The sequence below is a fragment of the Bradyrhizobium cenepequi genome (assembly GCF_020329485.1).
Lineage (GTDB): Bacteria > Pseudomonadota > Alphaproteobacteria > Rhizobiales > Xanthobacteraceae > Bradyrhizobium > Bradyrhizobium cenepequi.
This window is the reverse complement of the sequence record NZ_JAGKJI010000090.1, coordinates 1-14,234: the sequence shown is the minus strand read 5'-3', so window position 1 is coordinate 14,234 and position 14,234 is coordinate 1. Positions and strand designations below refer to the sequence as shown.

14 protein-coding genes and 1 pseudogene are annotated in these 14,234 nt (G+C 60.5%); 3 read left to right on the top strand and 12 right to left on the bottom strand.

All coding sequences use genetic code 11. The features are described 5' to 3' along the window. Positions 1-244: LysR family transcriptional regulator (locus tag J6497_RS39180; protein WP_376708343.1), on the bottom strand; the 244-nt coding region annotated here is incomplete at its 3' end. A gap of 561 nt (positions 245-805) precedes the next feature. Here J6497_RS39180 and J6497_RS39175 point away from each other — a divergent pair. After that, positions 806-1,762, top strand: coding sequence for a helix-turn-helix domain-containing protein (locus J6497_RS39175; protein WP_225709503.1), 957 nt, complete (start codon positions 806-808; stop codon positions 1,760-1,762). Between the two features lie 1,410 nt (positions 1,763-3,172). On the opposite strand, the gene bfr is transcribed toward J6497_RS39175, so the two are convergent. Then, entirely contained in the window at positions 3,173-3,658 is a 486-nt protein-coding gene (bfr, locus tag J6497_RS39170) for a bacterioferritin (RefSeq protein WP_225709502.1), read from the bottom strand. Positions 3,659-4,114: 456 nt separating this feature from the next. Between bfr and J6497_RS39165 the strand changes: the two genes are divergently transcribed. Further along, positions 4,115-4,309 carry a cold-shock protein gene (locus J6497_RS39165; RefSeq protein WP_225709501.1) on the top strand — a complete coding sequence of 65 codons (195 nt, stop codon included), beginning with the start codon at positions 4,115-4,117 and terminating at the stop codon, positions 4,307-4,309. 279 nt (positions 4,310-4,588) lie between these two features. Here J6497_RS39165 and J6497_RS39160 read toward each other — a convergent pair whose 3' ends face one another. Next, the gene (locus tag J6497_RS39160; RefSeq protein ID WP_225709500.1) at positions 4,589-4,942 is read right to left on the bottom strand and encodes a hypothetical protein; all 354 of its coding nucleotides are present in this window, start codon (positions 4,940-4,942) and stop codon (positions 4,589-4,591) included. 253 nt (positions 4,943-5,195) lie between these two features. After that, positions 5,196-5,903 carry a metal-dependent hydrolase gene (locus tag J6497_RS39155; RefSeq protein ID WP_225709499.1) on the bottom strand — a complete coding sequence of 236 codons (708 nt, stop codon included), beginning with the start codon at positions 5,901-5,903 and terminating at the stop codon, positions 5,196-5,198. Between the two features lie 266 nt (positions 5,904-6,169). On the opposite strand from J6497_RS39155, the pseudogene J6497_RS39150 reads away from it, so the two are divergent. Further along, a pseudogene (locus J6497_RS39150) lies at positions 6,170-6,420 on the top strand (DDE-type integrase/transposase/recombinase); the annotation flags it as partial. 102 nt (positions 6,421-6,522) lie between these two features. Here J6497_RS39150 and J6497_RS39145 read toward each other — a convergent pair. From J6497_RS39145 to J6497_RS39110, 8 genes are all read right to left on the bottom strand, one after another. Beyond that, positions 6,523-6,819 carry a sigma factor-like helix-turn-helix DNA-binding protein gene (locus tag J6497_RS39145; protein WP_225709498.1) on the bottom strand — a complete coding sequence of 99 codons (297 nt, stop codon included), beginning with the start codon at positions 6,817-6,819 and terminating at the stop codon, positions 6,523-6,525. A 162-nt stretch (positions 6,820-6,981) separates the two neighbouring features. Further along, a complete protein-coding gene (locus tag J6497_RS39140) occupies positions 6,982-9,189 on the bottom strand; it encodes a xanthine dehydrogenase family protein molybdopterin-binding subunit (protein WP_225709497.1) in 2,208 nt (735 codons plus the stop codon). 4 nt (positions 9,190-9,193) lie between these two features. Beyond that, the gene (locus tag J6497_RS39135; protein ID WP_225709496.1) at positions 9,194-9,649 is read right to left on the bottom strand and encodes a (2Fe-2S)-binding protein; all 456 of its coding nucleotides are present in this window, start codon (positions 9,647-9,649) and stop codon (positions 9,194-9,196) included. 90 nt (positions 9,650-9,739) lie between these two features. After that, positions 9,740-10,657 carry an NADP-dependent oxidoreductase gene (locus J6497_RS39130; RefSeq protein WP_225709495.1) on the bottom strand — a complete coding sequence of 306 codons (918 nt, stop codon included), beginning with the start codon at positions 10,655-10,657 and terminating at the stop codon, positions 9,740-9,742. Between the two features lie 185 nt (positions 10,658-10,842). Beyond that, positions 10,843-11,760, bottom strand: a complete 918-nt coding sequence (locus J6497_RS39125) for an NADP-dependent oxidoreductase (protein WP_225709504.1) — start codon at positions 11,758-11,760, stop codon at positions 10,843-10,845. Positions 11,761-12,203: 443 nt separating this feature from the next. Continuing rightward, positions 12,204-12,530 (bottom strand): hypothetical protein, encoded by a 327-nt coding sequence (locus J6497_RS39120; protein ID WP_225709494.1) that lies wholly within the window; start codon positions 12,528-12,530, stop codon positions 12,204-12,206. Between the two features lie 243 nt (positions 12,531-12,773). After that, a complete protein-coding gene (locus tag J6497_RS39115) occupies positions 12,774-13,016 on the bottom strand; it encodes a GMC family oxidoreductase N-terminal domain-containing protein (RefSeq protein ID WP_225709493.1) in 243 nt (80 codons plus the stop codon). A gap of 67 nt (positions 13,017-13,083) precedes the next feature. Further along, on the bottom strand, positions 13,084-14,234 hold a 1,151-nt coding region (locus J6497_RS39110), incomplete at its 5' end, for a NupC/NupG family nucleoside CNT transporter (RefSeq protein WP_225709492.1).

Here is a 14,234-nt window from a genome sequence, read left to right as displayed (position 1 = left end):
GCCGTACCGCCTCCGCGGCGGCAAATATTTTCTCCAGCGTGGGCAAAATCATCTTGCCCAGCTCGGTGAGCTGGGTGAGGTGACGTTCACGGTGAATCAACGTGCCACCGAGTTCTTGCTCCAGCTTTTGTACCGCCTTTGTCAGCGCCGGCTGCGTCACATTGCATTGCTTTGCAGCCTGCGTAAAATTGAGCGTCCTTGCTAGGGCTAAGAAATATCGCACCTGATAAAGCTGCAGCTGCATACTCATACTCGAAAGATTTGCCGTTGTTCGGACCGTTCCAGTTCGTTGCCATAGTAGGCAGGGGCAATGGTCAAGCGGCTTGCCGCGGAGCTTCTGCGGAAACAGATATTGTGCGCCGGCTCGGAATTCTCGACCCGCGTCTTGCGGAACTGTTTCTCATCTTGCGGAAAGTGTTCTCACCGACGTTGTCTCCTTTTAACGTCGCGGTTGCGTAGAACATCATTGGCGAGACCAGCAATAAATGTCTGTGTTTGCATCAGGATCAGCTTGGCCATATTTTCATCGGATGTTTTTTGCTCATCTAGGAGCTCCTAAGGTCTCAGTTCTGGACGGTTGGAATGAGGGCCGCGGCGAGCGCGGTGCGCTCACGCTCGTCAAAGAGATTCCCAGCTTCCGCCCACGCGGCTGGTCGTTGCGAGCGGATGCGCTCCGTCCTAGCCATACAGCAGTATCAAGACTTGCGATTCTGAGTGTACCATCGCGCTATGGCTACGTTCCCCATCGACCGCGTTGTCCTGTCCTAAGACTAGGACACCAGCTCAATCCGAGGGTCCGAAACACATGTCCGATCGTCCAAATCTGGCATTGCCTCGATCCGATCTCGATGTGCTGATGGCAACCTTGGATATCGACGTCATTGGGCTCTTCGAGTGTTTGGTCAGTCCAGGTTGGCGCCTGTCATTCGGGAGCGCGGACGCGCCGGCTATCCACTACAATCTTTCCGGGACCGGACGAATGGTCGTGAGTGGTTTCTCCGCATTTCCACTGGTGCCTCACACCCTTGTCATCACACCGGCCAAGAAGCCGTTTCACATCGAGGTCGATGACCGCACGGCGGCCAAGACAGTGAATGTGCTGGAAGCGCAATGGGATCCGCGCTTCGGCGAGCGTGTCCAGCAATTCGTCGCCGGGGACGTCGACCCGATGGTCATGCTGATCTGCGGGTACTTTCGCGCCACCTACGGCGCGTCGATCGACCTCTTTGCAGGCCTTTCGACGCCGATTGTCGAGCGCTTCGTACCCACCGATGAACTGGGGTCAAAGTTGCAGGCTGCGTTGGCAGAAATCAGCGGCCGCCAGGTTGGAATGCAAGCGATGACGACCGCCATCCTGAAACAGGTCCTCGTCACGCTCGTCCGTCGGAGTCTGAATTCGACCAGCGTTTGGCTCGAACGCTTTTCTATCCTGAGTGACCGTCAAATCGCTCTTGCGTTCGCCGATATGGTGGCGCGACCATCGGCCCATCACTCTGTCATGGCCTTGGCGCAGAAGGCCGGCTTGAGCCGATCCGCATTCATGGCGCGCTTTGTGCGCGCAATCGGATGTTCGCCAATGGTCGCGCTCCGGCAAATGCGGATGAAGCGTGCAGCCGACATGCTCGCCGCGAGGACATTTTCGGTTAAGCAGATCGCCCGGGCGGTCGGTTATAGGAGCTGCAGCAGCTTTCTCCGTGCCTTTCGCCAAGTGCATGGCTACGTCCCAGCAGAATCTGAGGGTGATGGACAGAACTCCAATTGAAGCCACAGCGAGGTGGCCACGGCAAGGCCGCCGCGATGCGATCGCGTCTGAATTAACGTATCTTTTGGTCTTTTTCCTGTGGGGCATGACCTCAGGCTTTGCCATGCCGACTATCCAGCCTGGTCCGACGTTATGGCACGCGTGCTCTCGCGTGAGGCGGTCCAGCGGGCGCTGCTGCGGGAAGATATCCGCCTCCCCGACTGAGACCTCCGTCAACTGCCCTACAACGGTCGCCACCGAGAGTAGTGCGAAAGCGCGATGTTGCTGTCCTCGTTCATTCGCCGATGCTCACCCCGCAAGTATCGTAGGTAGGCAATCCGGTTCTGGTCGAGCGGGAAGCCGTTACCTTGCCGCTGGATCACGCCTTCGGCTTCGAGCTCGCCGATGGATGTCCGACTACAATCGAGGTGCAACGCCAGTGCCGACGCGCTGACAGTCGCGGCCTTTCTGGATCGTGGTCGAGAGGGCGATGGGCGGGCGGTCATTGGTGATGCACTCGGTCATCGTCTTCGCTCCTGTTGCGTCGCGGTTTGATAGCTCACTTCCGCTTCCGGCGGCATAGGGGACACACCCGACTTTGCCGCTGGCCCTAACCTGGTCACTCATGACCCGCAGCGGATACTCGTGGAGATTGGCTGCGAGCGCCTCAATTTGGGGGAGAGTAGCGGCGGAGCGCGCTGAACCGCTCCAAGCTATACTTTTTTCCGTCCGGCGCCTCGATCAAGACACTCGTTGCTCCGAGGCGGTGATAGGCCTCAGCGGTCTCGATTGCTTCGTCTGCGCTTCGCCGCTTTACAGAGACCTTTGTCTGCTTTCTCACTGCGATAACAGCGTAGGTGCTCCGCCTCTTTGATTGTCCCTCAATGTAGTTGCGGTGGTTTCCGCGTTGCGGTGATGATTGCCTCAGCAACGCGACCACGTTCGATGTCGATAGGGCCTCACCTTTGACACCCTTCAACTCATTTTTAAGGGAATAGAGATGCTTAAGCCCGAGCACTACTAGCTCATCCTCGGTTAGGTCAGCCCGTGCGGAGAACAACCTCAACAGCGGAGATTGAAGCGATAAAAGGTCCAGCACTGGCACCAATTTAATAAGGGACCATAGCCGCATGGTGCGGCCTAGCGCTCGCATGTCCCGATCATTGGAAACGTTCAACTGGTGTCCCCTGGGAATACCAACAAAAACTATTCCACAAAAGGTCGCAGCGTTCAAATGTCTCTTAATGGCCAATCACGTCATTTCGCTGCGATGCCGAATTTGGTCGCCATCGGGACAGAGCGGACATTGAATAGGACGCACCGCGATCTCGATTTGTGAGAACTCCTCAGCAAACGCGTGGCTTGCCACCGGTGCAAAGACGTCTAGGCCGCTCACCGAGAAGCAGCGTGCCAATTCGAGGGGGAGCAAAGCTAATGCTCGCTTTCGAGTCCGCCGACATGACTCTGCGTGTAGAGCTCGAGACCGATCCGTCCGATCAGGTCGAGCTGTGTCTCCAGGAAGTCGATGTGATGTTCTTCGTCCTTCATCAGATCTTCAAACAGGTCCCGCGAGACATAATCCCGGACGCTGTGGCAGTGGGTCGCCGCCTCTTCATAGAGCGAACGGGCACTGATCTCGAGCGCGAGATCGCCCTCGATGATTTCCTTGACGTTCTGGCCGATCCGTAAGGGATCGAGCACCTGCATGTTTGGAAATCCGTCGAGGAAAATGATCCGATCGGTGATGCGATCGGCATGGTTCATCTCCTCGATCGATTCCTTTCGCCAAACCTCGGCCATCTCCAGCAGACCCCAGTTCCGCAGAAAACGGTAGTGCAGCCAATACTGGTTGATCGCAGTGAGCTCGCCGCGCAGGCCCCTATTCAGGAATTCAATGACCTTTGGGTCGCCCTGCATGATGCGCTCCGCATGTTAGCCTACCCAGTTTAGAACTATTCGGAACCGGATCATAGCGGGAATAGGTGCTTCGAAATGAAGAGAAGGGAACCAATCCTGTTGTGGCGACTTGATCAGCGGCGTTCTCCAAAGACAGGAAGCAAACGGATGCTTCGAAGCGCCGCCCCTCGCTGGCGCAGCTACTGCACTTGCAATGATCATCCGGCAATTCCAAAAAGCGCGCAGCATCCACGCCACAAGAAAATGCCTTGCTTTTGACGGCCACTAGGGCGCAAAAGTATGCGAGTGAGCGGTCAAAGCGTTCTCGTGCGCCTTTCAACTCGCACTAGGCGATAGTAAGAAAACTGCTCTAGCAATTCCCCCGCTTTGCCGTTTGTGATCACTCAACAGCCAACTGAATCGAAAGAGGCTGCAACGGTAGTTAGCATTTGAAGGAGACCGCCGAGCGACGTCATCGTGCAGGCTCTGCTATACTCCGGCATGATCGGGCGAACGGGAGCATCGACGACCGGCATGGGGATCGTCATTTGGTTCGACCCCAAGCATGGCTACGGCTTCATTAAACCGGACGGCGGTGGTCCTGATCTGTTCGTGCGCGCCTTTGTCTCGGGGACCAGCGTTTTGACGCACGCTGCGCGTGGGCCGCAATAGTAGCGACGCAGTGCGGCTGAAGCTCAGCTCGCCCTTGGTGCGTCGTGGTAAACTGTGGCATTCGTTTGCGCGATCGATCCGAGGTCGCCGCCGCCTGCCACCGCTCGACGAGCCTGCGCTGCCGCGCCCCGCGCAAGCCGACCGACTATTCTCAGCGTTTCCGCAACGACAAGCGCTATTGACGTTTTCATTGTAACCTCCACTTAACCTCGATGCGCGTGAGTGGAAGTACGGGCGTTCGCTTCTTCAGACAATCGCGTGCCTTCGGAAAGCACCGTCTCATTTCCTGAGAAGGTCGGGGTGCGCTGTCGGCGGCCTTCCCGGGCTGTCGCGCAACAAGGCAGTTCGATTGAAGACCAGCCGTTCGGAGCGGATATCATCGTCGTGGCTGAAGTAGCCTTGGCGCTCAAACTGTAATGCCTGGCCATGGGGATCAGAAGCAGTTGCGCGCTCGACAAGGCGGGCACCTTCCTCGAACACCCCTCCAAAGGGAGAGGCCGACGTTGCGCCCGGCGGCAGTCTCCGCAGACGTCCAATCGTTGTCCTGACTTCCAGCAGGGCCTCCAACCGTCGTGGCCATCGCCCGTCGTCCTGCTTCACACCGACGCCACAGTATTCGGCGACGGCGCTCAAGCGTCATTCAGATGGGGCATGTAGTCGATAAATCGGCGTGATCACGACGGCCTCCGTGCGTCCGCGCGCCAACAACGTGCAGGGCCTAAAGCAGCCGGGCAAAATTATCTCATATTCTGGGAGGTTCATTTTCTTCCCGAGCATATCACGCTCGCAAACCGGAAGGTCTATTTGCTGGTGCGAAAGACACGGACCTCAGGACAGTGCGACCGGTAGGCGGCACACAACCGCCTACGCCCTATGCGTAATCATACTAGACGGAGATTGTTTCGCCGACTTTCAACACCACAACTTCGGTCGACGAGCCCTTCAGCCCTTCGACGAATTTGTCCGCAGTCTGATCGACGATGGGGAAGCTCGCGTAGTGGCAAGGGATCGCTGTGTCGAAGTTGAAATAGCGTCGGCAAGCGAGTGCAGCCACAGCGCCGCCCATGGTAAGACGATCCCCGATCGGGACGATTCCGATGTCCGGCTTATGCAGCTCTTCGATCAGTGCCATGTCACCAAAGATGTCGGTGTCGCCCATGTGATAGAGCGTCTTGTCATCGGGAAAATGGAGCACGAGGCCGGTCGGATTGCCGAGATAAACATTTTGCCCGTCTTTCATGCCGTATGACGAGGAATGCAAGGCATTGACAAAGGCGGTGGTAAAGCCGCCGCAGTCCACTGTGCCGCCGTGAAGCCCGGGATTGACCTTGTCACCATTGGCGCCCTGTCCGGCGAGATAGTTGCAGATCTCGAAATTGGCGACCAGCATGGCGTCAGTCTTTTTCAAGATGGCGAGCGCGTCGCCGACGTGATCGTTGTGGCCGTGCGTGAGCAGCACATGGGTGACACCCTCGGCGGGCTCCTCCCACCCCCTTTTCCAGGACGGGTTATCGGACAGAAACGGATCGATCAGGATCTTGGCCGCGCCCACCTCGATGCGAAATGCGGAATGGCCGTACCATGTCAGTTCCATCGGAATTGTCTCCTCGGTCTCTTTGCTGGAAATGTTGCAGGGATGGAAAGCCCGTTCGACATCTAATGTCAGGGGGGGCCACGGGTAGTTTCCTAGGTGCCCTCGGCGTTACTCGATGAGATCTGCAACAAAGGTACCGAGTCGTAGTAGCGCGGGACGAGGTCTTCCAATAGCTGACGCGTATGGTTTCTATAGCGGCAGATAATTGCCGAACGGACATGAACATGAAGGAGTGTGATGGGCTCTATCGCAAACTCGACGTCAACGAAGAGATGATGGCCGAGCGCGGTATCCGCGTCGACCATTCCACGATCCACCGTTAGGCAGTGCGGTTCTCGCCGCTGTTGCTGAACCGGTTCACCAGGCGAAAGCGCATGATCACCGGCAAGTGGCATGTTGACGAAACCTACATCAAGGTGCGCGGCCAGGGGATGTATCCCTATCGAGCCATCGACAGTGCCGGCGCGATACGGTCGAGTTTTTGTTTAGCGAGCCTCGTGACTTGTTGTCCGCCGAAATCCTCGCTGCTTGAACAGTCCTATGCCCGAGCCAACTGTCCTCGCGATGGGTTTGCGACTGAACCGGCGCGCCAGCTTGGTCGCTTTCATGTTGCGGCGCTTCACCGGCGCGGGACAAGCCGGTCCATTACTGCGTTCGTACTGCGCTCGGAACGGCTATCGTCAAGCTGATAGACGCCCCCGAAGGCGGCACCGAGCTGGCGTACAAGCACTTCACCCAGCAAGCTTCGGGCGTTGTGCAGACGTGCTTCTACCGTCTCCGATGTGAGTGCAGACAACTCGGCAAACTGCCCCGGCGTCATGCCGTCGACAATGCAGGCCACGAACACGGTGCGCAGCTCATCGGGCAACTCATCTATCGACCGTTCCAGGGCGCCTCGGATCGCACCGTCGGCCATCTAGCACTGCCGGAGCAACTCCTTGCTACAACCCTTGCAGCGCGCACTATCTGTGACTAATCCCTCGAATGGTGCATTTCACGGAATCTTCCCGTTCGGGCCGCTCGGCTCCGGACTGTCATCCGGTGCACGCTGCGACGCGCACGGGATGACGGGCAAGGACTAAGACGACGACTTCAGCGAATCCATATCGATTGGCAGGCTACGCAGGCGCTTGCCGGTGGCGGCGAAGATCGCATTTGTCACCGCAGCACTGACAATGGCTGTCGGAGCTTCACCAATGCCACCTGGAGCTTCCGCGTTCCTAATCAGATGAGTCTCCACCACCGGCACCTCGTCGATACGCATCGGCAGATAGCTGTCGAAATTGCTCTGCTCGACCCGTCCATCCTTGAAGGTGATTGACCCGTGGAGCGCAGCGGTCAGCCCGAAAAGCGTTCCACCTTGAACCTGTGCTTCGATCGTATCGGGATTGACGTACATGCCGCAATCAATCGCACAGACGATCCGCTTGACTTTGACAGAGCCATCGGCCGCCACTTCGACCTCGGCGACCTGCGACGTGTAGCTTCCGTATGCGAATTGTACCGAAATCCCGCAGCCATGCCGCGCGGGAAGTGGTGAGCCCCACCCTGCTTTTTCCGCAGCAAGCAGCAGAACAGCAAGCGCTCGCGGATTATGGCCAAGCAATCCCTTGCGATAAGCAACGGGATCCTGCTTCGCGGCATGCGCGAGCTCATCTATGAAGCTTTCGACCACAAAAACATTGTGAGTCGGTCCGACACCGCGCCACCAGGACGTCCGGACACCACGGGGCTCGACCCGGACAAAGTCGACGTGGATATTGGGCAGTGCATAGGGCGGCTCGGCCGCCGCTTCTATGGCATCGGGGTCCAATCCGTCCTTGACGTAAGGGGGATAATAGCGAGCCATGACTGAGGAGCCGGCGATCCGATGCGTCCAGGCAACCGGCTTGCCAGCCGCATCAAGTCCGGCCGACAGCCGATCGAGATAGTACGGCCGATACATATCGTGCTGGATGTCTTCCTCGCGGCTCCAGATCACCTTCACCGGGCCGTCGACGTGCTTGGCGATCTTGACGGCGAGGATCGTGCCATCGGCTTCCAGCCTTCGGCCGAAGCCACCGCCAATCAGATGATTGTGAATTTTGATCGCATCCTTTGGCAGGCCGGTGAGTTCGGCCACCTGAGACTGCGTGATCGTAGGCGCCTGTGTCCCGACCCAGATGTCGCAACGATCCTTCTGCAGATGAACGGTACAGTTCATCGGCTCCATCGCCGCATGGGCCAGGAAAGGCACCTGATAGATGGCGTCAACCCGTTGCGCTGCCTCCGCAAGTGCCTTCCCCACATCACCGACGTTACGGGCAACAGCGCCCGGCTTTTTGGATTCCTCCTCCAATTGCTTGACGATATCGGCGTTGCTGACCTTGCCGTTCGGCCCGTCGTCCCACGTGATGGCGGCGGCCTCGAGCCCTTTCTTCGCCGCACCCGTGTGATCCGCCACCACGGCAACAGTTTCATCGATATTGACCACCTGCCGGACGCCCTTCACCGCCAGCGCGGCCTTCTCGTCCACCGTTTTCGCCTTGCCACCGAGCACGGGCGAAATAGCAACGGCCGCAACCTTCATACCCGGCAGTCGCGTATCGATGCCGTAGAGCGCGCGCCCATCGACCTTTATCGAGGAATCGACGCGCTTGGCACGCGTGCCGATCAGGGTGAAATCCTTCGGATCCTTCAATTTGACGTTTGCCGCGGGCGGCACAGGCAATTTCGCCGCGGCCTTCGCAAGTTCGCCGTACCTCAGATGCTTCGAGCCTGATGCATCGAACACGACGCCGTCCTTGGCGCGGCAAGTCGCTGGATCGACATTCCAGCGCTTTGCGGCTGCCGCGATCAGCAGATTACGACCCACTGCCCCTGCCTGACGCAGCGGTGTCCAGAAGGCACGGACAGAGGCGGAACCACCTGTATTTTGAATGCCTATGATCGAATTGACGTAAAGCGCATGATTTGGTGGCGCATGCTGAACCTGAATCTGGTCAAGCTTCACTTCCAGTTCTTCAGCGAGAAGCATCGAGAGCGACGTGTAAACCCCCTGTCCCATCTCGATCATCGGAATGACCAGGGTCACGGCGCCGGTTGGATTGATCCGTATAAATCCGTTCGGCGCGAAAGCACCCGTGACCTCGTTTTCGACCACCTGCGAAGCAGGCGCCGCGAAGACGGACTCCGTGCTTGCGCCGGTCAGCGCAAAACCAAGCAGCAAACCTGTGCCCTGAAGAAAGGCGCGTCGCGACATCTCTGTTTCATCGGCAATCTGCTCTTTCAGAACAAGCTCATCCATGATTTCAAACTCCTGCAGCGTGCTTGATCGCGGCACGGATGCGCTGATACGTGCCGCATCGGCAGACATTGCCCGACATGGCGGCGTCGATATCGTCATCCGTCGGCTTCGGCGTGTCCTTCAGCAGCGCCGCCGCCGACATGATCTGGCCGGACTGGCAGTAGCCGCACTGCACCACCTCCAGCTCCAGCCACACCTTCTGCAAGGCCGCGCCCTGCGGAGTCTTGCCGATCGCCTCGATCGTGGTGATCGCACTGTCGCCGACGCTATCGACGGGCGTCTGGCAGGAGCGGACCGGCTGGCCGTCGAGATGCACGGTGCAGGCGCCGCACAGCGCCTGGCCGCAGCCGAACTTGGTCCCGGTCATGCCAAGCACGTCACGCAGCACCCACAAAAGCGGAATGTCGCCGTCGACATCGACCTCATGGGGTGTGCCGTTGATCTTCAACGTGATAGCCATGCATGCCTCTTTGTGGATCGGGCAGATAGGACGCAACCGCTCGACATCGACGGCGCCCCGCGGCTGCGTATATCAATAGGCGCGTGTCGTTCACGGACGAACGCGTATGACCGTCTTCCCCGAACGTCGCTCGGTCGGGTTGAAGGCGGCGACGGCGTCGTCGAGGATCGCGATGTTGCCGATGTTCGTCCGGAGTCGTCCGTCCCGCACCCGCTGAACGATCTCACTCAGTTGGGCACGATCGGACTCGACAACGAAGTCAACCGCCGAGCCGTCGGCGGGCCGCGCCTCGGCCGGCCCGACGATGGACACCAGTGTTCCTCCGGCTCGAATCAGGCCCGCGGACCGCTTCTGGATGTCGCCGCCGATGACATCGAACACCAGATCGACGCCGCCGACGTCTTCCAGCGCGTCGTTGTCGAGATCGACGAACTCTTGCGCGCCGAAGTCGAGCGCCTTCTGACGGTCGGCCGCGCGTCCGGTGCCGATGACGTAGGCGCCCGCTAATCGTGCGAGTTGCGTCACCATCGACCCGACCGCACCGGCCGCGCCGTGCGCGAGGACGCTCTGCCCCGCCTGAAGGTGGCCGTGCTGGAACAGTCCCTGCCACGCGGTGAGACCCGAGATCGGCAGGCTCGCGCCCACCGTGAAGTCGACGTCGCCCGGTAGCGGCGCGAGGTTGCGTGCCTCGATGCCTATATACTCCGCCAGGCTGCCGTCGCGATGCCAGTCGGCGAGGCCGAACACTCGCTGTCCTACCGACAATCCTGTCGTGCCGTACCCAAGGGCGGTGACCACTCCGGCCAGCTCGTGCCCGGGGATCGACGGTGTTCGGTCACGGTCGAGGCGATCGGTCCAGGTCGAGGGCCACGCCAGCTCAGTCGGGACGAATCCCGACGCATGAACCTGAACGACGACATCGTTTATCGCTGCCTGCGGCTCGGGCCGCTCCACCAGCTTCATCCCGGCCGTTCCCGCCGCCTGGTCCGTCACCACGATCGCCTTCATCATAATTTTCTCCTCGGTCATTTGTCTCTTTGCTGGATATGTTCCAGCGATAAAAAGCCCGTTCGACATCTCGTGCCAGGGGCCGTGGGTAGTTTCCCAGGTTGCCCCCGGCGGGTCTGATAGGGATGCAGCCGGCCGATCTGGACAGCGCTGGCCGGCCGCGCGCATCGATAGGCGCGTGTCGCTCACGAACGAACGCGGATGATAGTCTTCCCGTTGATCCGCTTGGTCGGGTTGAAGGCGGCGACGGCGCGGTCGAGGGTCGAGACGTTGCCGATGTTCGTCCGCAGCCGTCCGTCACGCACTCGCCGGACGATCTCACTCAGTTGGGCGCGATCGGACACGACAACGAAGTCGACCGCCAGGCCGTTGGCGGGCCGTGCCTCGGTCGGGCCGGCGATGGTCACCAGCGTTCCTCCGGCTCGAATCAGATCCGCGGACCGCTTCGCGATGTCGCCGCCGAAGACATCGAAAACCAGATCGACTCCGCCGACGTCTTCTAGCGCGTCGTTCTCGAGGTCGACGAACTCCTGCGCGCCGAAGTCGAGCGCCTTCTGACGGTGGGCAGCACGTCCGGTACCGATGACGTACGCGCCGGACTCACGTGCGAGCTGGGTTACCATCGAACCGACTGCGCCGGCCGAGCCGTGCACGAGGACGCTCTGCCCCGCCTGAAGGCGGCCGTGCTCGAACAGTCCCTGCCACGCGGTCAGGCCCGGCATCGCCACGCTCGCGCCCACGGTGAAGTCGACATCGCCCGGCAGCGGCGCGAGGTTGCGTGCCTCGACGGCCACATACTCCGCCAGCGTGCCGCCGCGATACGAGTCCGTGAGGCCGAACACCCGCTGTCCCACCGACAGCCCCGTCGTGCCATAGCCCAGAGCGCTGACCACTCCGGCCAGCTCCTGCCCGGGAATCACCGGCGTCCGGTCACGGCCGAGCCGATCGGTCCAGGTCGAGGGCCACGTCAGCTCATCCCAGGTGAATCCCGACGCATGAACCTGAACGACGACGTCGTTTATCGCTGCCTGCGGCTCGGGCCGCTCCACCAGCTTCATCCCGGCCATTCCCGCCGCCTGGTCCGTTACCACGATTGCTTTCATGGTAATTTTCTCCTCGATCATTTGTCTCTTTGCTCGAAATGCTGCAGCGTTGGAAAGCTTGTTCAACATCTCATGCTAGGGGCCATGGTGGCTTCCGAAAGCGAAGGTGGAACAGCGCTTTGCCAGCGGTCGACGTGACCTCGCTTTCCGAACTGCTCGGTGCAGGGCAGCGGCTTGACCAATGACACACCATCGACGCCACGCCCGCTTATCGGTTCAGGGGCGGATAGCCACGAGTGTAGATCCAGTCTGACTGTCGCGCCGGCACGTGACAGGACTGACAGTCCGTCGTGTAGTCGTGGATGCGGTCTTCCGGGGATTAGTTGCATCGAATCATGACCAGCCGTCGCCCCAAAGCTTGTTTCCTGGAAATCGGCCGGCGTTGTCTTTCACCATGACGAACCAGCCAGCGAGGGTGCCGGCACTGCTTACGGTTCCGGTTGTCATATCGTTTTGAACACTTCCTTCACGAAAACGGTGGCGTCGGTAAAGTGTCTGTCCTTGTGATACGCGGCGATGGTTCCGGGCGATGCATAGACCACGTGCAGTTCCTTCGAGCCCGGACCGTCGTCTTTAGCCACTGCCCAGCTGCCCAGCACCTGATAAGCGGTCCGATAGTCGGAAGGCGTGCGCAGATTTCCCTTGTCGTCGACCACGGCCGCACTCGCTCCGCAGTACTGTGAGCGCGCATTGATTTGCCCGTAGGCCGTGACGGCGCCGATCACAGACAATCCCGCCGGGGCAACGCCCAAGGCACTAACGCTTCTCATGGCGTTGCTCCTTGTGTTAGCGAACCAGTAGCGTTCGTTGACCTTTTCAGTTGTCGCAGCGCGAGCCGAAGTTTTCCAATAACCGGCATATATAGTTTCCATAGCGGTGGGGAATACGGCTGCGCCGGTCCTCACGCATCCTCGTCACATCCCGCCGCATGGCCGACACACGCCGGTAGAGGAGGAAGTCATCCGCCGCATCGCCGAGAATCTTCGGTACGCCCACCTCCGGAGAATCGACGATTACCGCGATACCGTGCTGGCGCGGCTGTCGGCTGGCCGGATGCCCGACTGCACGAGGATCTTTGGGCTATGGACGGTGCCAGCCGACAGCACGACCTCGTCGGCCGTGATCCTCTCCAGGCCCTTGTCCATGAGCTCGACGCCAACGGCCCGCTTGTTCTCGACGAGGATGCGAACGACGGTCTTGCCAATGAGAAGGGTCACGCGGCCCGAGGCGAGGTGCGGAGCGCGAGCCGAATCCATTCCTCCGCTTGTCCGCGGCCTAGTGGATTCAGGGCTCGTCCTTCGGACGACCCGGAATAACAGGGGGCTACGTCAACACCCCCACGATCGCGCCCATCAGGCACGTCGTCAGCGTGCCCGATACGACCGACTTCAGCCCGAGCGCGTTGATCTCCTCGCGCCGCGTCGGCGCCATCGTGTTGAGGCCGCCGATCATGATGCCGAGGCTGGCGAAATTGGCGAAGCCGCACATCGCATAGAGCATGATCAGGCGTGAGCGCGCGTCCAGCGCGTCGGTCGGGAGTTGCGACAGGTCGACATAGGCGATTAGCTCGTTCAGCACGGTCTTGGTGCCCATCAGGCTGCCGGCGGTGATGGCTTGCGACCACGGCAGGCCCATCAGCCAGCACACCGGCGCCATGACGTAGCCGAGCAGGCGCTGCAGCGAAATCTTCGCGCCGCCGATGTCCGGCAGCATGGCGAGGATGGAGTTGACGAGATAGACCAGCGCCACCAGGACCAGCAGCATCGCCACGATGTTGAGCAACAGTTCAAGCCCGGCCGCGGTGCCCTTGACGATGGCGTCTATCGTCGAGGACGCGTGCATCTCGGGATCGCTAGCGACTCCGGGATCGCCAAGCGATCCGCCGGTGCGCTGATCGGATGTCTCCGGCACCATGATCAGGCTCACCAGGATCGCCGCCGGCGCCCCTAACACCGAGGCGACGACGAAATGCGCCGCCGCATCCGGGATCAGCGGCGCGAGCAGGGTGGCGTAGAGCACCAGCACGGTGCCGGCGATCCCGGCCATGCCGCCCGTCATCACCAGGAACAGTTCGGCGCGCGTGAGCTGCGCCAGATAGGGCCGGATGAACAGCGGCGCTTCCACCATGCCGAGGAAGATGTTGGCCGCGGTGGAGAGCCCGACCGCGCCGCCGACGCCGAGCGTCCGCTCGAGCAGCCAGGCCATGCCGCGCACGATCGGCGGCAGCACGCGCCAATAGAACAGCAGCGTGGTCAGCACGCTCATGACCAGCACGATCGGCAGCGCCTGGAAGGCGAGGATGAAGTCCGCGCCCGGTGCCTTGAGGTCGAACGGCAGCGGCGCGCCGCCGAGATAGCCGAACACGAAGGAGGTGCCGGCGCGCGAGGCGGCGGCGATGACGCCGACGGCCTCGTTGATCGCGCCGAAAGCGGATGCCACCAGCGGCACCTTGATCAGCACCAGCGCGGTGACCA